Genomic DNA, 20,456 nt, shown 5'->3' on the forward strand with positions numbered 1-20,456 from the left:
TGGCCGATCACCCTCTCAGGTCGGCTACGCATCGTCGCCTTGGTGAGCCGTTACCTCACCAACTAGCTAATGCGCCGCAGGCCCATCCTCAAGTGACAGATTGCTCCGTCTTTCCAGCTTCCTTCAGGCGAAGAAAGCAAGTATTCGGTATTAGCTACCGTTTCCGGTAGTTGTCCCAAGCTTGAGGGCAGGTTGCCTACGTGTTACTCACCCGTCCGCCGCTAAGCATCAAGGAAGCAAGCTTCCTATCAACTCCGCTCGACTTGCATGTATTAGGCATGCCGCCAGCGTTCGTCCTGAGCCAGGATCAAACTCTCCAATAAAGTATTGAAAAGAGCGATTAGCTCATTTTGAATCTGACGAGATTAAAAATCTCATTTGTTGATCTTGCAAGCAAGATCATTTACTCACTCGTTGTTCAGTTTTCAAAGATCAAACGTCGTTTGCATCCGAGTGTTGTTCTCTTCAGCAACTTTTATATCTTATCACATCCGAACCAATTTAGCAAGCACTTTTTTTCAAGTTTCTTTCGAAGCTTTTCAGTTGGCTTACCGCACCGTGTTTCTCGTGTTTTCTTGGCCGGAATTAGAATATACCATGTACAGTTTTATTATGCAAGTACTTTTTTCAAAAAAGTTAAAAACCTTACTCATACCCTTCTATCCCTGTTTTCTACTCTTCTTACCTTCTATATGTAAGATCATATTTCAGCATACTCAATCACGTTTATAAGAGAACAACAAAAAGCCAGACAAGCCTCTCTCCCTCCTTCAAGGAAGAGACGTTCAAGACTCGGTTCCGGCTTTTCATAAAACTCTTTCCTTCTATATAAGAGACTTCTTAGGACCATGCGATATTTCCACTCCATTGAAACTCATTACAATATGCGTTTACCCAACAGCGACGCAATGAGTTCTACCCCCAGCCTCGCAGTGTGTCGATTATGATCGAATAATGGATTCACCTCCACAAGTTCCATAGAGGTAATACGATTCGTGGAAGCCAGTAGCTCCAGTGCAAAATGCGCTTCACGGTAGTTCAACCCTCCCGGGACTGGTGTACCTACCCCTGGTGCTTCACGTGGATCAAGGCAATCCATATCGAAGCTAAGATGAATCCCGTCACTTCCCTTTCCTGCCACAGCCACCGCTTGTTCGACAACCCACTGGATTCCCATTCGGTCAATATCATGCATGGTGAAACTTTTGATTCCAAGTGCTCTAATCTGTTCTTTCTCATACTCATCAATGTCCCGTAACCCGACGTACACCAGATTGGAAGGATTAATAAATGGACCAACCCCAGGGATATGGGATAAATTAAACGCCGAATGTCCCAGTGCCGCAGCCAGACTCATCCCATGCATGTTACCGGACAAACTGCGCTCTTCGGTATTTAGGTCAGCATGTGCATCGAACCAGATTACACCCAAGTTGGAATAATGAGAAGTTAACCCCGCCATAGTACCAATTGCCACGCTGTGGTCTCCTCCGAGAACAAGCGGGAACACACCCCCTGCTACCACACGCGACACTTCGGCGCACACCCGCTCACTCACCTGGCGAACTTCACGCAAATACTTAGCACGGTTACGCTCAATTGGTGCATCAGCTACCAACGGACAATCCACACGTACTTCCTCCGTCAAAACTAATCCCAGTCTCGCAATCTCCCTCTTTAGCCCAGCTGTAATCAGCTCATCCGGGCCTAACTCCGCACCCCCGCGTGCACCCCCGAGGCCAAAAGGAACTTTAATAACAGCCACCTGGCGCTGCTCCTTAAAACTCGACCCCATTTCAATAGCAGCTTCCAGCTTGCCTGCAGTTTCGGTATTATGATTCCCCATATAGATCAGCTCCTTCGCAGCTTATTTCTAAAGCAATGAGTTATAATTAGAATCGATCTCACATCCGCCCATCCAGGCTCCCATCCCTTAATCCTTTAAGACCTGTTTAATTCTTTCTACTGCCCAATTGATCTCATCTTCCGTTATGGTAAGAGGGGGTGCAAAACGAATCGTAGTCTCATGCGTTTCCTTACACAGCAATCCTGCTGTCATAAGTTGCTCGCAATATGGGCGGGCAGGCACATGAAGCTCGACACCTATGAACAACCCTTTTCCTCGTACCTCTTTTACCGCTGCACTCCTAATCCCCTTGAGATGTTTCATAAAATAATTCCCTAAACGCTCCGAACGCTCCGCCAGTTGTTCATCTTCCAATACCTGCAGCCCCGCAACAGCCACCGCACATGCAAGCGGATTACCACCGAAGGTGGAACCATGAGAGCCAGGCTCGAACAAATCAAGGATCTCTGCATCCGCTGCCACAGCTGAGATCGGCATAATACCTCCACCAAGCGCTTTACCCATGATCCAGAGATCAGGCACTGCCCCCTCCCAGTCAGAAGCAAAACGGCGTCCCGTTCGTCCAAAACCCGTCTGGATCTCATCCGCCACCGTCAACACCTGCATTTTCTTACATAGTTCAAAAGCTTCCGCAAGATATCCTTCCGGCGGGATGATTATACCTGCCTCACCCTGAATCGGTTCTACCAGAAACGCTGCAGTATGGGGAGTGATCGCTTGCCTCAATGCATCGATGTCTCCATAAGGAATAATCCGAAATCCGGGCGTGAATGGACCGAAGTCCTTTTGGTACGCAGCTGAGGATGAGAAAGACGTGACTGTCAACGTTCTTCCGTGGAAGTTACCGGAGCAGACGATAATTTCAGCTTGATTTTCTGGGACACCTTTACAACGATAAGCCCATCTTCGTACAGCCTTAACTGCCGTTTCCACTGCTTCAGCACCCGTATTCATTGCAAGAATCTTCGTTTTGCCCGTAAATTGCGAGAGTTTCTGATAAAAAAGGGAGGCTGCACTGCTGTGAAACGCCCGCGAAGTCAACGTAACCCGGTCAGCCTGATCCTTCAGTGCCTGAATAATCACAGGATGCCGGTGTCCATGATTCAACGCCGAGTAGGCACTTAGCATATCCATGTATCGACGGCCTTCAGGGTCTTGAACCCAAACCCCCTCGGCTGTCTCAATGACAATCGGGAGCGGATGATAGTTAGGCGCAGCATATTGTTCCGACCATTCCAACCATTTTTGAGAGTCTGACATTACTCCTCAGCACCTCCTGCCGATCTGTATACAAAATACAATATCAATGTATGCTCCACCTTCTCCATTTACGACCCCTTCACCACCAATTCCACCATAGCCCTGGTACCGCGGGTAAACCTCAATTAACGGGAAGCAGAGAGCCTCCGTTCTACCCAGGCAAGCAGATTAGCCAGCGTAAATGTGATCACAAAATAGAGTGCAGCAGCCACGAGGAGCGGTGCGAGTGGTTGAAAGGTAACACCTTGAACAGCCCTTGCCGTATAGATAATTTCGGCAATCCCAATCATGGAGACAAGGGAAGAATCTTTAATAATGATAATGAATTCATTACCGATTGCCGGCAGCATGTTGCGGAACGCCTGAGGCAGTATAATGTAGCGAAGCGTCATGCCATGGGTTAAACCAAGTGAACGAGCAGCTTCCGTCTGTCCTTTGTCAATCGCCTGGATTCCTGCCCGAAACACTTCCGCCATATATGCAGAACTATTGATGGTTAGTGCCACAACCCCAGACATAAATGCCGGCAAGTTGATGCCGATCACCGTCAGACCATAGTGAATGATAAGAATTTGCACCAGCATCGGTGTGCCCCGAATGAGTTCAATATAGGCTGATGCCAAAAATTTTATTGGCCACACACGTGATATACGCAGTAGTGCAACCAAAATCCCAAGGATGGTGCCCAGCAGAACGCCAAAGAAAGACAATTCCAACGTCACCCAGGCACTTCTTGCGTAATCCTGCCAATGATCCGATAAAAACGAAAAATCTAAATTCACGGCATTATCCCTCACTCGCCAGGCTTAGTCCCCAACCAACTCATTGGCTTCAATGACGAAACGTTCGATGTCACCGTTACTTTTGAGCTTTTGGAGTGTAGCGTTAATTTGTTCCACCAGCTCCTGATTTCCTTTTTTGACGGCAATTGCCGATCCAGCTTCATCTTCAGCTTGTTCAATCTTTACGTCCGACAAGGCAAGTCCCTGCTGATTTTTCACATATTGTTCCGCTACCGGCTTCTCCAAAATGAGCGCATCCACACGGCCAGTCTGCAATTCCAGAATTAACTCAGGTATTTTCGCTAGGGATGTGAGCTTGGCACCGTCTATCCCTTGAGCAATCCCTTCTTGAATGGAGCTTTTCTGCACACCGACCTGCTTGCCTGACAGATCATCCAGTGAACCTAACGCACCACCCTCACCCTCCCGGACAAGCACAGCCTGTTCTGCATAGTAATAGATATCCGTAAAATCCACGTTCTTCTTCCGCTCTTCGGTTGGGGTTAAGCCCGAGATCACAAAATCCACCTTATCAGTGTCCAGCGCCATGAGGAGACCGTCAAAATCCATGTCTTCAATCTTCAACTCGGCCCCCATATCCGCCGCAATGGCTTTGGCAATCTCGATATCGAAACCGACTATGGTGTCTTTGCCATCGATGCTCTTATGAAACTCATAGGGTGCGTAATCTGCACTGGTACCAAGGACAATGACTTCCTTCTCTGTTGCGTCACCTTCACCGGTTGAAGCCGGAGCCGAAGGATTACCTGCCGTCTGTTCCTGCCCACAAGCCGACATGATTACAACTATCAATGACAACAACACCGGTAAAAGAATTCTTTTCACAGAGCATACCCCTATTCTTTTTTTTGGAATGATACACTTCTAAATCTGTATACAATATACATTGTACTATATAAGGAACTTTATGTAAGATATACTAACAAACATTTGCATTTTCAGCAATAACTTTCATCCATTTATGGACTTATATCCCATAGTGAGCAACATATCTAACACTTACATAACATTAAATGGACATTTAAGTTAGCTTGCCCAACTTCCCCCTCGGTGTTAAGATGATAAAAACTTATAACACCTGAACGGCGCACCACACTTGGGCCCAGCTCACACATCCTATCATTACTATATACAGAAGGGGGAATTCGGTATGGAAGTACCTAGATACCGTTCCTTGAAAGATCACGTTTACGACTATATCGCCCAGAAGATTCAGGACGGAACACTGCTCCCCAATCAGAAGATCAACGAAGCAGAGATATGCAAAAAGCTGGACATCAGTCGCACTCCGACAAGAGAGGCGCTGTTTCAGCTTGCATCAGACAATCTGCTGCAGTATATTCCGCGCCGGGGTTTTATTGTTGCTCCTTTTGATTCTGGCAAAAAGCTTGAATTCTCCCAGGCCATCGGGGTACTGGAAGCTCTCGCCGCCACACTCGCAGCAGATCATTTGAGATCATCCGACCTACTTGAGATGGAAGCACTTATCGCAAGAATGGATGAAGACATTGCTCAGCTCGATCTTACCGCCTATAGCAAAGACCAATATCAATTTCACAACTTGTACATCCAGCGATGTGGCAATTCAACCGTTATTGAAATGTTGGATACATTGAAAAACAGCTTCATTCGCCAGTCCTATGTAAGTGACAACAAATCGAAGTTATCCGGAGTTCTTCAGCAGGTTAACGAGGAACATCGCCAGATTCTTAACGCCTTCCGTACCAACGACAAACCACAATTGGAGTCCCTCCTCAAACATCACTGGCGAATTATCGACAACGATATGCTGTAATGGCTTCCCTCGCCGGCATTCAACCTGCAGTACAAAAAAGGCAACTCACCCTGTGAGTTGCCTTATCCTTTTCTCACACCAATAACTTACGCTTAAGTTCACCTTCATCAGCATTCATCTCTCGTCAGGCGGGACCTTTGCATCAAAAACGGCATAACCCAACCTTTTACCGTATCTCGCCAGCAATTGGTCATTGGTTTCACTCATGCGCCGGACCTGTTCGTCCTCAAACAGAGCCATGTCCAGTTCCCGGTGCGGATCATGATCCACTCCCCATTTCCCCATGGAGCGAGAGTGCTCACGAACCAACACGCTAGTAAATCCGCACTGTTTGAGTCGCTTCTTCCATACCGTCATGGTGGCCAGTGTCTTCATTCCATAAAAACGCTTCAACCTGCGGCTCATCAGCTCAGTTTTCCGTCCACACAAAACCATCTCCCTGTCAATCAAACGCCCTCCTGGTTTCAAAACCCGTTTATATTCGGAGAGCGCAGCGCGCCAGCGAGTAAATATCGTTACCGACTCCACAAACACCACATCAAATTGATGATCCGGAAAAGGTAATGCAGTGACATCCGCCTGAATAAAACGAATATCGAGCCGTTCACGTCTTGCTCTTCTGACCGCTTTCTCCAGCATCTGACGATGGAGATCAATCGCCGTCACCCGATACCCATTTCGAGCGAGATAACATGCCGTCCTCCCTGTGCCACATCCTACTTCCAATACTCGCCCCCGTTCAGGAAGAGACAAGGAATCGATCAATTGCATTGTCGCCGTAAATCCGCCAGGATGCGCACTTCCTTCACCGAGTTTAGCCAGTAAATCATGATAATCCAATGTTTCCAGCCCCCTTCCCTCCCTCCAGTGTATGGAGCAATAGCAAAAGCGGCACATCCCTATACATTTTCCGGGTACTCGTCCATACCAATTCACTCTTTTTTTACTATGATATACAAACCGTTGATTCCAAGCGGCAAACCGCAAAATCTGAGGGGGATATGCATGCACAGAATTCATCCGGTATGTGAAGAGACGGTGTCTCCGCACGTTGGACGCCCGGTATGTATGATTATGAAAGATGGCAAGCACATATACGGTACACTTGGAGGCTGCCGAGATGGCAAGATTTATGTCAGCGGAAGTTTCGAAGGCCCACGCTTGTGCTCTGTAAAATCAAAACAGCAGCTCCGCAGAAAAGGAAAAACCAACGCAGTTACTGCAAAAAGAGTAAAATCTTCCGCTTATGGCCCTTATGGCTATGGATACGGTGGAGGTTACGGATACGGGGCGGGATATGATCTTGCGCTGGTAACCACGTTATTTCTGCTTCCATTCCTCTTCATCTAAACAATTACACTCACCAGCCGTATTAAAATTGAAGCACCCCTCATGATGGTACTGACATGAGGGGTGTTTGTTCTATTTCAATATTTCAAAACAAATAAAAAAAAGGCATTCGCCAAAACGAATGCCGGGAATTTCATATTTCATTACCCGTACCTTTGCACAAGATGTCAGGTCTAAGTTAAAAAAAAACACCTCGTTAGAGGCGGGTAAGCTATGTTAAATCCGATTTCCTTTAGACATCGTCTTCATGTTACTGTTCGAATTTTCAAGCAATGGCAGCATCCTAGTCGTGCTAACCATCTCAGAAGCACATATCGGACAAGTAGGCACGCTATCAAACGCAAAATTGTCCCGCATCCATCCTTTGCACGTATCACTCGTACACTCCCAGATTGCCGCATCCGCTTGTGGAATTTCTTCCAATGGCTTTTTGCGATTATACATGACTTCTACCCCCTTGTTATGGAAAAACATCTAACCGACGTTATTTCACAGAAGCCTATACTTAGCGGAAGTCTTGACCCCGCTGGGCTACTGCCTCGACAACTTATTGGGACGACTTACATCTATCTGCTCAAAAAAAAGAAGCTGCCTTTACCATTATAACATGTTAAAGGCAGCTATGCTTTAATTACAGTTTTACAACTTCTTCTGCTTGAGGACCACGGTTTCCTTGTACAATTTTAAATTGCACGCGTTGACCTTCGTCCAGCGTTTTGAAGCCTTCGCCTGTAATAGCGCTGAAGTGTACGAATACATCTTCTCCGCCTTCAACTTCGATGAAACCGAAGCCTTTATCAGCGTTGAACCATTTTACTGTTCCGTTTTGCATGTGAATTACACCTCCAAATAAAGATTAACATGTTCCTTTGTTCTTTGCAGCAAGCAAATAAAAATTCACACATTGAAAAAGGTACCAGTCATAACCTATAAGTGATCGCCCTTTACAATATGTGAATTAGGTTTTCCACTCTCTCTACAACTTGTTCTTATTATAACTCTAATTCTGCCAAAAAGCAAATCTTTGTATTTTCTTTTCAAACAGCTTTGGAAATACATGTTATTCGTGCTGCCGTGGACAAGTCTTGTTCAAAAGCACATCCGCTGCTGTGCGGTCTTATGAAAGGATATGCAGATCTGAACCAACTTATACATTTTTTATAAAATATTTTGGCATGCATATCCATTTCAATTAGATCACTATTCCTATACATCGAAATGAATCTACGTCCAAGCCCACATAAAGGCATCCCGATCCCAGGCAATCTGCCCGCCATGGAGCTTTCGAAATGCTTTTTTTACTTCTTTGGACAAAGAAGCATTCCCATTCTCATTAACAAAAACAAATTCATCACCAAAATGAGTCTTCACGTATTCAATTGCAGCTTCCTGCTTCAATGTTCCGGTAAACTTAATCTCCTGAACCATCCATTCGGCAACTTCCTGTGCTGTTTTTTCCATCCTTAATCACCTGCTGTCTATTCTAATGTGCGAAAGGGGCTGACACAGGGAACCGGATCCCATGTCACCCCTACCGCCAGAATGAAGTATAACACGAGTACACCACAAGTGCTAAATGCTGTTACCAGGCACCTTAGGAATAATCTAATGTATAAGTTCATGTCCAGCAGGTCCTGCATCGGCAGAGACCCTTTTTTCTTTTCGGGCACTGTAGATCAACCATACACAATGAACCGCAAGAACGATTAACAAGAAAAGATCATAAGGAAGAGTATCCGTATCCTGGAGGTCATCACTTAGGAACTGAATCAAATTATGTATGAAGTGAAACAGAATCAAGGGAATGATGTTCCCGTTTTTCAGCATTAACAGCGCCAGTACAGCACCGAGCAGTAATGCATAGATCAGCTGCAGCATCGTATCCGCCATACTTTGACCTGAGAGTGCATTCAACATATGTGTAATGGAAAATAAAATACTTGAGGTCACTACCGCTGCCACGGCACTCTTCCGAAGTAATGTTTTGAATATAAGTCCGCGGTATACGGTTTCTTCCACAAAGGCGACGAGCAGCGTAAAAAAGATAAAAAAGGTTACTTTCGCTAAAGTCAGCTCCGCAAAACCCTTCAGGGCGATTGTACCCAGTACAAGGAGTAGCGGAATATAATACTTTGCGTGCTGAACCGGGATGGTTCTTAGCGAACGAAATCCCGTCTCGGCCCACCTGCGCCGAAGCGTCAGATAAATGATGAGCACAACAGCCATTGGCGTAAAGGACATAAGCACTGGGGACGTGTAATCCAACTGCTTCACTGTCGCCACAGCCCCTGCTGCAAATACAGCGAGCAAGAGCAGCAGTTCAATGATGAGCACAGCCAGTACCGGTCTGCGTACGGAGAACGATGGTTTTTTTCCGGTTTGCGGGGTTGCCATGGGTGAATCAGCCTCATTTCGTTGTCATTTGTCGTTGTCATGAGAATTCGATATGACAATTTAGTTGTATCATATCAGTACACTTTCGAGTATCCTTTTTTGGATAAATATATAAAAGTAACAAAATAGAGACTTTCTCTACCCTCTTTTCCCCTAAAATCAGGTATGGCTTGTGTTCAAAACTGTCATCATAGTAGTACGAAAGATTATTGGCTGCAGGGTTAACCCTACTCTGCAGCGTCTTATATAGAGAGAAACGGTAAACTAACGAACGTGAATGATGCATAACAAATCAGGGGGTCCATATGAAAGAACTATTTTTGCGCTGGGGGCATCTGCTGGCTATACTCTGCATACCACTTCAAGGCACCATATATGTTTTTCTAGGCAGTAATCCGGGTGACAATGTCTTCTACAATTACGCTTGGATTGATACACAAATTCCATTTATCAAAGAATTTATCTACCCGTACATCAGTTGGATGCCTATTCTCTACCTTGGCTTTATCTATCTGGGCCTGACGAATAAATCGTTATTCTGGCGTACACTACTGACCTATAATGTCGGGGTCATCGCAGCCAACATCTGTTTTGCAGTCTTTCCAACGCATGTACCACGGCCAATCGTCGGCGGAACGGATCTGAGCAGTACGTTAGTTCAGTTCATCTATGCCAATGATGCTCCATTCAACTGTTTTCCAAGTGTTCACTGCCTTACAAGTTATTTGCTGTTTATAATCATTAATCGGCATTTGAATTTCCGACCACTTGCCCGAATCTCCTGGTCAGTGTGGCTCTGGCTGATCATTGCTTCAACGGTGTTTGTAAAACAGCACTCCCTGCTGGATGTTGCAGGCGGTATTTTGTTTGCGGAAGCAGCGTATTGGGCCGTCCGGGCAATCTTGGCCCGCAGCAGCCTTGCCCGCAAAAAAACAAAGCAGCGTGTAGGTGCCACCAATACAAGCAGCAATGCTTAATCACTCCTTACAAGCAGCAAGGATATATGCTGTATGAAATCAAAAGAGGGCCAGCGGCCCTCTTTTTTTGCACATCTATATATAGAAGAAACCAAACAGCGACCCACCTCCAGGGTTAAAGTTCCGTCTCAAATCACCGGAGGACGCTCATGGAGCCAGTCGGAAGGTTGGGTTCCGGTTATGCGCTTGAAAATGCGGTAAAAGTACGACAAGTCCCGATAACCAAGAAATTCGGCAATCTCCTGAATGGACAACTGTGATTCGGTGAGAAGATATAACGCTCGTTTCATCCGCTGGTCATGTACATACTGGCTGATCGTTTGATTTGTCATGCTTTTGAACAACGCTGCTGCATAATTGGGTGTCTTGCCAATCGCATCTCCGAGATCATCCTTCGTTAACTTTTCCCGGTAATGGCGCTCGATGTATCGTTTCATCCGCTCTGCGTGCATATGTTTCTCTGGTGGGATAACTCCCCGGTCCAGTTCCCGATTCACATAAATCAACACTTCCATCAATAACGCCTGACTCATCATGACATAATAAGAAGGACGTTCCTGCCACTGCTGGTGAATCGCCTTCATGCGTTCATGAATCAGCTCGTAACATCCGGGTCTATGCCGTAACGCTTTTTCCCGTTCCAATGCAGGCAATCCATCGGCGTGATCTCCTTGCAAATGGACAACAATTTGAGTGTGCGTTACCGTAGGAATGCTTTTGCCATAATAGGAGACATCACCAGGAATCAACAACAATTCCCCCTTCTCCATAATCAGTTTCTCGCCGTTCACCCAATATACACATTTTCCATATGTAACCAAGCTGAGCCGCCAGGTTCCTTCGGTTTGCACCGCTTCTTCGTACCAACCGACGCCATTAATATGCCTTACTTCTAACGGAGTGACCATAACTCACCTCATTACTGGACTATACTCCAATCATTGTACTATAGTTCATACCCTGATTCGACAGAAAACGCTACAATACACACATAAGCAAAATATGAGGAGGAAATCAGCATGTTGAAAACAAAGATTATTTGTACTATGGGACCTGCTTGTGACTCGATCGAAACATTGAAAGTAATGATTCAGGAAGGCATGACGGTAGCCCGTCTGAATATGGCTCACGGTGAGCTGGAAGACCACGTTACCCGGATTAACAACATCCGCCAAGCCGCTTCCGAACTGAACAAATATATTCCTATTATGATGGACATCAAAGGACCGGAAGTTCGCATCGGCAAACTGAAAGAAGCATCCTGCCACTTGCAAGCAGGCAAAGAGCTGATTCTGACAACGGAAGAAATTCTGGGTGACGCAGAGCGCATCTCCGTAAACTATCCTGAATTGAATCTCGTTGTGAAGCCTGGCGATCGCATCCTGATTGACGATGGTCTGGTAGATCTGACTGTACTCTCTGTAGAAGGTTCGGATATTCATTGCAAAATCATCAGCGGCGGCATTCTTAAACCACGTAAAGGTGTTAACTTGCCAGGAATCAAAACGACTCTGCCGGGTGTAACCGAGCGTGACGTTATGCACATCGGATTCGGGATCGAAAACGATATCGAAATCATTGCCGCTTCCTTTGTTCGCAAAGGCGATGACATTCGTGAAATTCGCAGCATCCTGAAAGAACGCGGTGCAGAGCACGTGCAGATCATCTCCAAAATTGAAAATCAGGAAGGTATGACCAACCTGAACGATATTATTGAAGCTTCTGATGGTATCATGGTAGCTCGTGGTGACCTCGGGGTTGAAGTACCGATTGAAGACGTACCTATGATGCAAAAAGAAATGATCGACAAATGTAACCGTGCAGGTAAACCGGTTATCGTTGCTACGCACATGCTGGAATCCATGCAAGTTAACCCACGTCCAACCCGTTCCGAAGTCAGCGACGTAGCGAATGCCGTTCTTCAAGGCGCAGACGTAGTCATGCTGTCCGGTGAATCGGCTGCAGGTAAATATCCTGTTCAATCTGTTCGCACCATGGCTGCTGTTGCACGTCGTGCTGAAACGATGATTGATTACAAAGAGCAATTCGGTCAAAAATCAGCTGCACAAGTAGCCGACATTACGGAAGTTATCAGTCAGGGAGCTGTAAGTTCCTCTCTTGTACTGAATGCCAAAGCGATCATCACTTCCACAGAAAGTGGCTTCACGGCACGCATGATCTCCAAGTACCGTCCGAAAGCACCAATTATCGCCGTTACTCAGCATGAAGAAGTACTTGCTAAAATTTGCTTGCTCTCCGGCGTTATCCCGGTTATGGGCGACAAAGTAACGACAACAGATGAAATGTTCGAATCTGCTACACGTAACGCAATCAAAACGGGTTATATTGAAAAAGGCGACATTATCGTACTGTCCGCAGGTGTACCTATCGGTCAATCCGGTAATACCAACCTGATCAAGGTTCAACAAGTATAATTCAATTCAATCGATACTGTTAAAATATAGACAAATAAAATCCACCGAAGGCTCAACTGCCATTCGGTGGATTTTTTGATGTGACGACTCAGATCTATTTTTTTACCAGCCGAAGTCCAACGTTTTTCCCGTTTCTGCCCAGGTTTTGATACTGCTTAAAATCATCCACCAGCTGCTCTGTGCGTTTGCATAGGAAGGATGATTCTCCGTAAATTGATCATTAATCAAGGTCAGTTTGGTACATTCGCCTACAGTCTCGAGCTGGAAGACCACTCTGGATTCAAGATCTGCATGATTCGCATGATAAGAGGGTCCGGGATGTTCCCGATAACTGAGTCTGGATAAAGGTTCGAACTCTAAAATGTCACCGTACACATGGACGGTTTCAGCACCATCATTGCCTGGTCCTACATAAGCAAACGGCTGGCCTGGTTGAAAATTGGAACGAAGTTCACTGCCAAAGAAACTGCTTCGTGTGCCGTCAGGTGAAATCAGGGCATTCCACACGTCTTCCAGCCCGGCATTGATATAAAATTCATATTTTAATTCCATGAACTCACTCCCCTATGCACTGGATATGCGATCTACCAACTCGCACTCCTATCCTATCGTTATACCCCTAACCTCGTATTGTAAAAACACGACAACAAGAAAAATAAGAGTAGGATTATAGAGAACCACCTTGTTCCATAACGGATAACTGAACCATATAGTTCTTTGCCAGAAGATCAGATATACTAAAATGGAATGAAATAACAGGAGTTGTACCATGAGTTTGCCCTATTCATTGGTGGGCGACATCAGAAAGGAAGCAAAGCATGAGCCAAACTACGAATATTATGGGTATTCCTTTTCCCAACCTTACCATGGAGCAGACGGTCACCATTCTAGGTGATGTTGTAGCTCAGCGTAGCACTGAACTCTTTCATGTCATTACGGGAAACCCGGAAATCGTCATGTCGTGTCAAAAGAACCAAACACTCCGGGCGATCGTGGATCAAGCCGGACTGGTGACCGCTGATGGGGCAGGCATTGTGATGGTCTCACGCTTCCGAGGCGGTCAATTGACTGAGCGGGTAACCGGCTGTGATCTGTTATTCCGCTTATTGGAAGAGGGAAACCGAAAACAGTGGTCCTTCTATATGCTTGGAGCAGAAGAGAAGGTTAGTCAACGGGCAGTGGAAGTCATCGAGGAGAATTATCCGGGTGTAATCGTTAGCGGCAGGCACCATGGTTTTTTCTCAACGGATGAGGAAGAACACATTGTGGAGGAAATTCGCCATGCACAACCGGACTTTCTTATTGTCGCACTCGGAGCACCGAATGCAGAGCACTGGATCGACAAGCACCGTCATCTGCTGAATGCTCGTGTAGCCATTGGCGTCGGAGGAAGCCTGGATATCGTCGCAGGCAAGACCAAACGTGCCCCGGCCTTGTGGCAAAAGCTAAATCTGGAATGGTTGTACCGGCTGCTCAGCCAGCCCTCAAGATGGCGAAGACAGCTTATATTGCCACGTTTTGCAGTTCGAGCACTGCTGTTCCGAGAGCAAAAGTGACCGGACAACACCCATGTTTTTCTGTATCTGCGAACACAGGGATAGCCCCATTAAATACAGAGGAGATGAACAAGATGGAATCCTCAACCCATATTAGCAGACCCAGCATGGGCCTGCTTCAACTGGACGAAGGCAACAAAAGATATGAGCTGACGCGGCATGCTCCTGCAGAAGCGCTCAGTCCCTTTGTTAAACATTACTGGATGGTATCATGGGATCTTACAGGTCTTGAATCCTATCCACAGCATGTGGTGCCCAATCCCTGTGTTAATCTGGTCGTAGAGCGGGGCAACACGTTTTTCTTCGGTCCTTCCGGACGCAAATTCTCCTATCTCATTCGCGGAAAGGGGCAGGTGTTTGGCGTAAAGTTCCGACCGGGTGGATTCTATCCCTTTGTTCGCCTCCCTATCTCATCATTGTGTGAACAACCGTTGGAAGTTTCCCGTGTGCTTGATGTCAGCGCAGCATCATTGGAAGAACAACTGCTCACAGATGGACGTGATGTCGATAAAGTCAGTTACATGGATCAGCTTCTATGTGCACACCTTCCAGCTGAGGATTCCCAAGCAAGACTGATTCACGATATCGTGCAGCAGATTGAACTGAACCGGGAACTGTTGAGGGTGGATGATCTGTCGTCCTTCTGGAACATTCATACAAGAAAACTCCAGCGTCTGTTCAATCAGTATGTAGGAATCGGCCCCAAAACGGTAATCAAGCTCTACCGACTGCAAAATGCAGCCGAACTGATCGACCGCGGTCTTCACTGCGATCTGGTTAAGCTATCTCAGGAGCTTGGATACCATGATCAGCCTCATTTTATCAAGGATTTTAAATCCATTATCGGGAGTACACCCGAAGAATACATTCATTCACGCAAAAACCTGCCCCCAAATATCAGGACAGGCGTATAACTTCAATCGTATCACCAGTACGGATTGCACCTTCCCGTTCAACCGAGCAGACAATACCACGTTTTTTGCGGGCGGCAGGCACGAATTTTTTGCGCAACCCATCCTGTTCATAGACTTGCTCAATCACTTTCCCTGGATGAACACAAGGAAGATTCTCCCCTTCACATATCAAACCTGTCCCGTCAGGAAACAGAAGCCGAGTTCCAGCAGGCAGCTCCGTTAAGCCGTCAATGCCACGAACCAGCATATTGGCACCAAGCCACTCTGGACGAATTTCGGGAATGTTCATTTTCTCTGCGATGAGTGCACATTCCTCCTCCGACACAATACTAATCTGCCGACGATTGGCAATCATCGTGCCCCGCTTATATATCTTCTGTCTGGAATCCGCCGGACGCAGCAGGCCATAATGACGGTCTCCCGGTATTCCAGCAAGCTCAATATCGATTAGCGGTACTGTCCGCGTAACAAACGTCGATGGATCGTCCGCAAGCAGCACGAATTGAACGGTTCCCATGCCAATCTCCCCTTTTCCATGAGTAATTCATCTCTTCGAATATATTATTACCCAACAGGCAGACTTCAGCAATCGGCATTTGTTGAACCTGCAAATCAACTTACTCCGAGCTCTTCATCACGTGAGATCCGCTAACTTCCTTCCCCTTAGGTAACATCAGCAACAAAATGAACGTACCTGCCAGAAAGAGTACACCACTCACGGTAACTACTGTCGTTAGGTTCAATTGATTCATTAGATAACCTGCAAACGACATGCTAATGACCATCATGCCCATAAACACCGGAGTAACGGCCCCTCCCACTCGGCCAATAAAGGTCGTGTCCGTATTGCGCATAATCATCGTCTGAATGCCTACATGAATCCAAGGATAAAAGAAACCGTTAATCACCTGAGCAATCATGGTCAGCAGAATGTTGGTGGACCAGCCCATCATGATGGTTCCGAGCGCACTGAACAGCAAACCTGAAGCGAGCAGCACTTGAGGCTGAAGTTTTTTGGCTGCACTCATGATGATTGTGCCCCCCACCAGCATGGCTGCACCATTAACCATGAGCAGCCACTGTAAAAAAGTTTTGTCCTGCCCCAGATTATCAATGACAACAAACAACATCAACGGTTGTATCAACCCTGCAGCCAGCCCGGCTACTGCAAAAGTCATAACCAGTGCCCGAAGAGCAACATTGGCATACACATATCGAAATCCCACAGCCAGCTCTTGATGGAAGGAGCCCCGAATGCCTGTAGCCACAGTACCCCCTTCATCTTTAGGTAACCGCGAGAGAACCAGCCCGGATAGCAGAAACATCACAGCTGTAAGAACAAGAGATACTTCGATCCCGTAGTTCTGATAGATGACCGTTCCGATCATGGGACCAACCACCATAAAGACAGCAACCATCGTTTGAAACATGGCCATGACTCCCTGCAACCCCTCACCTGGTACATGCTGCTTGAACAGCTTCATTGCAGAGGGCTGTGAGAATTGTGAGAAAACGGCTGAAACCAAGGTACCCAACAACACTGAATACCAAGGACCAAACATTAAGGCAACCAGCACAACTACCGCAGAAAGTGAGGAAAGCAGATCACACCACACCATGGTACGTTTGGGTCTCCAGCGATCAGCGAAGGTTCCTCCGATTATTGCAAAAATAAAGATGGGTGCATACTCGGCCACAGAGATCCATGATACGGCCTGCGGATCATTGTTGGTCAGATCAGTCACATACAAGAGTATGGCAAAATTGCGTACCCAGATCCCCAATTGCAGAAGTAATCGGGAAATGACTATGGTCCGTACATATGGATTACGAAACACTCTAACTCCTCCTTCGGACTTTTTTAAACAACTAATTAAATTATTGTTTGTTTATTTATAGATAATATAATTTATTGTTTGTAAATAATCAATAATTTGTTTTCTCAATCGTTCTATGCGTATTTATTTCGCTCAATTTATTTGTGCAAAATTTAATTAATACTTTAAGTTGTAGATGCAAACATTTATACTGAGAAGATAATGAAATAAATTACATAAAAGAAAGCAAGGTGTTCGTATTGATCGGTTCAGTTTTTGTGGCTCTGGTAGCCATTGAACACATTTACATCATGATCATGGAGATGTTTATGTGGACGCGTCCACGTACAATGAAAACCTTTGGTCTCACACCAGAATTCGCAGAATCAACCAAATCTCTGGCAGCTAACCAGGGGCTTTACAACGGTTTTCTAGCAGCGGGGCTAATCTGGGGATTGGTGTATCCAGACACGGTGATTGGTCAGCACATTCAGATCTTCTTCCTGGCTTGTGTCATCATCGCAGCCTTATACGGAGGAGCAACTGCTTCCCGGTCTATTATCGTCAAACAAGGATTGCCAGCCATTATTGCATTGCTCCTGGTTCTCTTCCTCTAATCAGCTCTTGAGTGGTAACTTCCTGCCCTTATTCATTACAGACCAAAGTATGGTATGGTAAGGTAATAATGGAATCAGCTATACCCATTACCGTGATGGATTTGGAAAGGAGAATGTCTCATGGGACTGTTTGACAAGCTTCGGCGTCGCAAAAAGGAACCTGTATCTGTAGGCGGAGCCGTCGAATCTTCTTCACATAGTGAAACCATTGTTGGTTTTGTCCTATTGGAACAGGATGACTGTGATTTTGATCAATTCATCCACACGATGCAGAAGGATTGGGATATTAATATCGAAGAGAGTTCGGAAGAGGGTAACCTTTTCTTTGAGGTAGATGGGATGCAGGTGGTATGTGCTTATATCGGTGCACCTGTTCCTGACCGGGAAGTAGAGGAGAACGCCAAATTAAATATATTGTGGCGTGAAGCCGAACAAGTGACTTCCAGACATCAATCACAGATTATCGTCTCTGTTCTGAATGCACCGGATGCGATCCAGGGACATATCCTGTTTACCAAGACAGCAAGTGCACTGTTACAGCTTGACCATGCACTCGCCATATATTTGGCACCACTTGTTGTCGAGGCACGTCAGTATGTTGAGACAAGTTATATCCTCAAGCAGGACGAGCTGCCTGTTTCCCTATGGATTTTTATCGGAATGTATCAGAATGCGGAAGGCGCTTCAGCGTATACGTATGGATTGCGTAACTTCGGAAAAGAAGAGATCGAAATTATACATTCAGCCAACCCATTAAGTGATGTATTTGAAATGATGTTTATGACGATGACCTATGTGGTTGAAAATGACGTCACGTTGCATGATGGGGAGACCCTCGGGTTTACAGCTGAGCATAAGCTCCCGATTACCCGTTCCAAGGGAGTAGCTACAGAAGGCAGCAGTCTAAAGATCGGATATTAATTAACATGTAGTCATATAAGTAGCAACCCACAGGGGCAAGCTCAGCATCCCCCTATTTGTCTCCTGAAATAAATAGAGCCATCCAGAGCATTAACCTGGGCGGCTCTATTATTTTTTGAAGCGGCTATTTCACTCTTATCCCGGATTCCCTAAAATTAACTCTACTAGTATAAAAATAGTTCATAAGTATCACAAAATCTCGAAAATTTGTTTCATTGCCCGATTATCGGGTATAATTAATAGGTCAATAGACTTATATATTACATAATTTTTTCGAGGGAGTTGCCTGTATGTCTGTACGACGTTTGGATTCAAAGCAACCTATTATTGAAATTATCTGGGATGGCATGGTTTCCCCTGAAGAAGTAGAACAAACGAATCGGGAAATTCAACATATTGCGCAGCAATTGGATAATTCGTTTGATGTACTGGTGGACATGCGAAATATGAAAGCTTTCTCCCAGGAAACCAAAGAGAAAATTGTGGAGCACCAAAAGCTGCTTACACAATGGGGTATGAGACGTGCCAGTGTAGCGGTCGGCAGTGCCATTGCAAAGATGCAGCTGAATCGAATCTCCAAGGAATCGGAGCATCAGACGGAATTCCAATGGGAAACATATGATGAAGCACTAGCATTTTTGACGAAATAAGAGAAGCGTTCCCTTAGGGGAACGCTTCTTCTTATTTAAATATCCATTAAGATTCCGGTAGGACTCAAAGGGCTGGATGAAGCTGACATAACATGGTGATCGATGTACCACGCATCCCAATTTCCTCGAATCCAAAACGCCGGTAAAGTCGGATGGCCGCATTGTTCGGATCTACGCTCAGCGACACGGCCTGAATCCCCCTCTGCCGAGCTTCATCCAATGCCGCTTGCATCAGAAGAGTCCCCAAGCCTTTTCCCCGTGCTTCCTCAATGACTGCCATGCCCATCTCTGGTGTAGCAGCGTTCACGTAACCGTATCCGGCATTCTGCTCATCATATAAACGTAAAGTGATCGAACCCAGTCGCCTGCCTAATGTATCTACCGCGATATATCCAAAATCCCCTGCTCTTCCCCAGCCTTCCACGTACTTGGACAGCTCTGAAGAATAGACAATCTCAGGTTTCAAAGGTTCATCACCCGCCTGGGTATGCAGAGAAGCGTATAACATCTCCCAAAGGAACGGAACATCTTCCGTTTCTATAGGACGCACACGGTACTCAGTCATGATCCTTCCTCCTTTACTCCCTCAAAGAGGCGCTCCATCTTGTACCAATTCATATCCTGCGACACCTTATAGTCCTGTAGTTTATCTCGCGTATCAGTACCGTTATAGATCGTCATTGAATGCTTGTTATATAGGGTAATACCAAAACCATTGATTTCACGTTCCTCTTTGTTAATCATCAGACGCCACTCATAATAATAGGGAGATTCCCGTTCTGTATCCCTCTGATTAATCTTCTTCAATTCAATGTCCTTATAGTCCTTCAGAAAGTCCTGAATTTCCGCCGCATCCTTGATGATCACTTCCTCCCTGTCCCCCGATGAACTTGAAAATCTCGTGATTTCTAACCGGTCGAATTTGTCCAGCATGGTCATGTGATCCGTAACCTCTGCCCGAAACGTGGTATGTTGCTTAGATATGTACACGGGTATCGCTGTAGCTACTAAAGCAAGTAAAATAACGATACCCAAAATCAGCTTTCTTTTTCTATTCATAAATCAACCTCCTCCCGTTAACCTATATGCACCTGAATCCA

The 20,456-nt window shown here is 45.8% G+C and carries 24 protein-coding genes and 1 rRNA gene; 9 read left to right on the forward strand and 16 right to left on the reverse strand.

The window, feature by feature from the left end:
* From GUA98_RS28710 to GUA98_RS28730, 5 genes are all read right to left on the reverse strand, one after another.
* A 16S ribosomal RNA gene (locus GUA98_RS28710) occupies positions 1 to 323 on the reverse strand; the annotation flags it as partial.
* A gap of 554 nt (positions 324 to 877) precedes the next feature.
* Positions 878 to 1,846 carry an arginase gene (rocF, locus tag GUA98_RS28715; protein WP_321573919.1) on the reverse strand — a complete coding sequence of 323 codons (969 nt, stop codon included), beginning with the start codon at positions 1,844 to 1,846 and terminating at the stop codon, positions 878 to 880.
* Positions 1,847 to 1,933: 87 nt separating this feature from the next.
* Entirely contained in the window at positions 1,934 to 3,127 is a 1,194-nt protein-coding gene (locus GUA98_RS28720; RefSeq protein WP_193725158.1) for an ornithine--oxo-acid transaminase, read from the reverse strand.
* 125 nt (positions 3,128 to 3,252) lie between these two features.
* Complete coding sequence (locus tag GUA98_RS28725) at positions 3,253 to 3,909, reverse strand: amino acid ABC transporter permease (RefSeq protein WP_153976585.1); 657 nt, start codon at positions 3,907 to 3,909, stop codon at positions 3,253 to 3,255.
* A gap of 24 nt (positions 3,910 to 3,933) precedes the next feature.
* On the reverse strand, positions 3,934 to 4,755 hold the full coding sequence (locus tag GUA98_RS28730; protein WP_153976584.1) for a transporter substrate-binding domain-containing protein: 822 nt from the start codon (positions 4,753 to 4,755) through the stop codon (positions 3,934 to 3,936).
* A 325-nt stretch (positions 4,756 to 5,080) separates the two neighbouring features.
* Here GUA98_RS28730 and GUA98_RS28735 point away from each other — a divergent pair, with 325 nt between their 5' ends.
* Positions 5,081 to 5,725, forward strand: coding sequence for a GntR family transcriptional regulator (locus GUA98_RS28735; RefSeq protein WP_193725159.1), 645 nt, complete (start codon positions 5,081 to 5,083; stop codon positions 5,723 to 5,725).
* Positions 5,726 to 5,839: 114 nt separating this feature from the next.
* Here the strand turns inward: GUA98_RS28735 and GUA98_RS28740 are convergent, their stop codons facing one another.
* A complete protein-coding gene (locus GUA98_RS28740; RefSeq protein WP_321573920.1) occupies positions 5,840 to 6,565 on the reverse strand; it encodes a class I SAM-dependent methyltransferase in 726 nt (241 codons plus the stop codon).
* Between the two features lie 165 nt (positions 6,566 to 6,730).
* Here GUA98_RS28740 and GUA98_RS28745 point away from each other — a divergent pair, with 165 nt between their 5' ends.
* Positions 6,731 to 7,075, forward strand: coding sequence for a hypothetical protein (locus tag GUA98_RS28745; protein ID WP_153976581.1), 345 nt, complete (start codon positions 6,731 to 6,733; stop codon positions 7,073 to 7,075).
* Positions 7,076 to 7,291: 216 nt separating this feature from the next.
* On the opposite strand, the gene GUA98_RS28750 is transcribed toward GUA98_RS28745, so the two are convergent.
* From GUA98_RS28750 to GUA98_RS28765, 4 genes are all read right to left on the reverse strand, one after another.
* Positions 7,292 to 7,519 (reverse strand): cold-shock protein, encoded by a 228-nt coding sequence (locus GUA98_RS28750; RefSeq protein ID WP_095293549.1) that lies wholly within the window; start codon positions 7,517 to 7,519, stop codon positions 7,292 to 7,294.
* Between the two features lie 187 nt (positions 7,520 to 7,706).
* A complete protein-coding gene (locus GUA98_RS28755; RefSeq protein WP_024633772.1) occupies positions 7,707 to 7,907 on the reverse strand; it encodes a cold-shock protein in 201 nt (66 codons plus the stop codon).
* Positions 7,908 to 8,299: 392 nt separating this feature from the next.
* Positions 8,300 to 8,536 (reverse strand): DUF6953 family protein, encoded by a 237-nt coding sequence (locus GUA98_RS28760; protein ID WP_095293548.1) that lies wholly within the window; start codon positions 8,534 to 8,536, stop codon positions 8,300 to 8,302.
* 144 nt (positions 8,537 to 8,680) lie between these two features.
* On the reverse strand, positions 8,681 to 9,469 hold the full coding sequence (locus tag GUA98_RS28765) for a CPBP family intramembrane glutamic endopeptidase (RefSeq protein WP_193725160.1): 789 nt from the start codon (positions 9,467 to 9,469) through the stop codon (positions 8,681 to 8,683).
* A 305-nt stretch (positions 9,470 to 9,774) separates the two neighbouring features.
* Here GUA98_RS28765 and GUA98_RS28770 point away from each other — a divergent pair, with 305 nt between their 5' ends.
* Positions 9,775 to 10,446 (forward strand): phosphatase PAP2 family protein, encoded by a 672-nt coding sequence (locus GUA98_RS28770; protein WP_193725161.1) that lies wholly within the window; start codon positions 9,775 to 9,777, stop codon positions 10,444 to 10,446.
* Positions 10,447 to 10,574: 128 nt separating this feature from the next.
* Here the strand turns inward: GUA98_RS28770 and GUA98_RS28775 are convergent, their stop codons facing one another.
* Positions 10,575 to 11,354 carry a helix-turn-helix transcriptional regulator gene (locus GUA98_RS28775; RefSeq protein ID WP_193725162.1) on the reverse strand — a complete coding sequence of 260 codons (780 nt, stop codon included), beginning with the start codon at positions 11,352 to 11,354 and terminating at the stop codon, positions 10,575 to 10,577.
* 111 nt (positions 11,355 to 11,465) lie between these two features.
* On the opposite strand from GUA98_RS28775, the gene pyk reads away from it, so the two are divergent.
* Positions 11,466 to 12,881: a pyruvate kinase gene (gene pyk, locus GUA98_RS28780; RefSeq protein WP_095362342.1), complete on the forward strand. Its 1,416-nt coding sequence runs from the start codon at positions 11,466 to 11,468 to the stop codon at positions 12,879 to 12,881.
* A gap of 102 nt (positions 12,882 to 12,983) precedes the next feature.
* On the opposite strand, the gene GUA98_RS28785 is transcribed toward pyk, so the two are convergent.
* Positions 12,984 to 13,433, reverse strand: a complete 450-nt coding sequence (locus GUA98_RS28785; RefSeq protein WP_193725163.1) for an SRPBCC family protein — start codon at positions 13,431 to 13,433, stop codon at positions 12,984 to 12,986.
* 266 nt (positions 13,434 to 13,699) lie between these two features.
* Between GUA98_RS28785 and GUA98_RS28790 the strand changes: the two genes are divergently transcribed.
* On the forward strand, positions 13,700 to 14,437 hold the full coding sequence (locus GUA98_RS28790; protein ID WP_193725164.1) for a WecB/TagA/CpsF family glycosyltransferase: 738 nt from the start codon (positions 13,700 to 13,702) through the stop codon (positions 14,435 to 14,437).
* A gap of 74 nt (positions 14,438 to 14,511) precedes the next feature.
* Positions 14,512 to 15,351, forward strand: a complete 840-nt coding sequence (locus tag GUA98_RS28795; protein WP_193725165.1) for a helix-turn-helix transcriptional regulator — start codon at positions 14,512 to 14,514, stop codon at positions 15,349 to 15,351.
* Here GUA98_RS28795 and GUA98_RS28800 read toward each other — a convergent pair.
* Both GUA98_RS28800 and GUA98_RS28805 read right to left on the reverse strand, forming a co-directional pair.
* Positions 15,335 to 15,868: an MOSC domain-containing protein gene (locus GUA98_RS28800; protein ID WP_153976575.1), complete on the reverse strand. Its 534-nt coding sequence runs from the start codon at positions 15,866 to 15,868 to the stop codon at positions 15,335 to 15,337. The two genes, GUA98_RS28795 and GUA98_RS28800, sit on opposite strands and share 17 nt — an antisense overlap.
* 100 nt (positions 15,869 to 15,968) lie before the next feature.
* On the reverse strand, positions 15,969 to 17,189 hold the full coding sequence (locus GUA98_RS28805) for an MFS transporter (protein WP_193725166.1): 1,221 nt from the start codon (positions 17,187 to 17,189) through the stop codon (positions 15,969 to 15,971).
* 230 nt (positions 17,190 to 17,419) lie between these two features.
* Between GUA98_RS28805 and GUA98_RS28810 the strand changes: the two genes are divergently transcribed.
* From GUA98_RS28810 to GUA98_RS28820, 3 genes are all read left to right on the forward strand, one after another.
* Positions 17,420 to 17,785, forward strand: coding sequence for a DUF1304 domain-containing protein (locus GUA98_RS28810; RefSeq protein WP_397332942.1), 366 nt, complete (start codon positions 17,420 to 17,422; stop codon positions 17,783 to 17,785).
* 120 nt (positions 17,786 to 17,905) lie between these two features.
* A complete protein-coding gene (locus tag GUA98_RS28815) occupies positions 17,906 to 18,706 on the forward strand; it encodes a DUF4261 domain-containing protein (protein WP_193725168.1) in 801 nt (266 codons plus the stop codon).
* Between the two features lie 290 nt (positions 18,707 to 18,996).
* Positions 18,997 to 19,356, forward strand: a complete 360-nt coding sequence (locus GUA98_RS28820) for a hypothetical protein (RefSeq protein ID WP_193725169.1) — start codon at positions 18,997 to 18,999, stop codon at positions 19,354 to 19,356.
* Between the two features lie 64 nt (positions 19,357 to 19,420).
* On the opposite strand, the gene GUA98_RS28825 is transcribed toward GUA98_RS28820, so the two are convergent.
* Positions 19,421 to 19,921: a GNAT family N-acetyltransferase gene (locus GUA98_RS28825; RefSeq protein ID WP_193725170.1), complete on the reverse strand. Its 501-nt coding sequence runs from the start codon at positions 19,919 to 19,921 to the stop codon at positions 19,421 to 19,423.
* Positions 19,918 to 20,415 (reverse strand): hypothetical protein, encoded by a 498-nt coding sequence (locus GUA98_RS28830; RefSeq protein WP_193725171.1) that lies wholly within the window; start codon positions 20,413 to 20,415, stop codon positions 19,918 to 19,920. The genes GUA98_RS28825 and GUA98_RS28830 overlap by 4 nt, the downstream gene beginning before the upstream one ends.
* Between the last annotated feature and the right edge of the window lie 41 nt (positions 20,416 to 20,456).

It is taken from the genome of Paenibacillus sp. P13VS (genome assembly GCF_015143645.1).
Lineage (GTDB): Bacteria > Bacillota > Bacilli > Paenibacillales > Paenibacillaceae > Paenibacillus > Paenibacillus xylanilyticus_A.

Coding starts and splice junctions, on each gene's coding strand:
- rocF (WP_321573919.1), bottom strand. CDS start 1,846: ATGGGGAATCATAATACCGAAACTGCAGGCAAGCTGGAAGCTGCTATT.
- GUA98_RS28720 (WP_193725158.1), bottom strand. CDS start 3,127: ATGTCAGACTCTCAAAAATGGTTGGAATGGTCGGAACAATATGCTGCG.
- GUA98_RS28735 (WP_193725159.1), top strand. CDS start 5,081: ATGGAAGTACCTAGATACCGTTCCTTGAAAGATCACGTTTACGACTAT.
- GUA98_RS28745 (WP_153976581.1), top strand. CDS start 6,731: ATGCACAGAATTCATCCGGTATGTGAAGAGACGGTGTCTCCGCACGTT.
- GUA98_RS28750 (WP_095293549.1), bottom strand. CDS start 7,519: ATGTATAATCGCAAAAAGCCATTGGAAGAAATTCCACAAGCGGATGCG.
- GUA98_RS28755 (WP_024633772.1), bottom strand. CDS start 7,907: ATGCAAAACGGAACAGTAAAATGGTTCAACGCTGATAAAGGCTTCGGT.
- GUA98_RS28760 (WP_095293548.1), bottom strand. CDS start 8,536: ATGGAAAAAACAGCACAGGAAGTTGCCGAATGGATGGTTCAGGAGATT.
- GUA98_RS28765 (WP_193725160.1), bottom strand. CDS start 9,469: ATGGCAACCCCGCAAACCGGAAAAAAACCATCGTTCTCCGTACGCAGA.
- GUA98_RS28770 (WP_193725161.1), top strand. CDS start 9,775: ATGAAAGAACTATTTTTGCGCTGGGGGCATCTGCTGGCTATACTCTGC.
- GUA98_RS28775 (WP_193725162.1), bottom strand. CDS start 11,354: ATGGTCACTCCGTTAGAAGTAAGGCATATTAATGGCGTCGGTTGGTAC.
- pyk (WP_095362342.1), top strand. CDS start 11,466: ATGTTGAAAACAAAGATTATTTGTACTATGGGACCTGCTTGTGACTCG.
- GUA98_RS28785 (WP_193725163.1), bottom strand. CDS start 13,433: ATGGAATTAAAATATGAATTTTATATCAATGCCGGGCTGGAAGACGTG.
- GUA98_RS28790 (WP_193725164.1), top strand. CDS start 13,700: ATGAGCCAAACTACGAATATTATGGGTATTCCTTTTCCCAACCTTACC.
- GUA98_RS28795 (WP_193725165.1), top strand. CDS start 14,512: ATGGAATCCTCAACCCATATTAGCAGACCCAGCATGGGCCTGCTTCAA.
- GUA98_RS28800 (WP_153976575.1), bottom strand. CDS start 15,868: ATGGGAACCGTTCAATTCGTGCTGCTTGCGGACGATCCATCGACGTTT.
- GUA98_RS28815 (WP_193725168.1), top strand. CDS start 17,906: ATGGGACTGTTTGACAAGCTTCGGCGTCGCAAAAAGGAACCTGTATCT.
- GUA98_RS28820 (WP_193725169.1), top strand. CDS start 18,997: ATGTCTGTACGACGTTTGGATTCAAAGCAACCTATTATTGAAATTATC.
- GUA98_RS28825 (WP_193725170.1), bottom strand. CDS start 19,921: ATGACTGAGTACCGTGTGCGTCCTATAGAAACGGAAGATGTTCCGTTC.
- GUA98_RS28830 (WP_193725171.1), bottom strand. CDS start 20,415: ATGAATAGAAAAAGAAAGCTGATTTTGGGTATCGTTATTTTACTTGCT.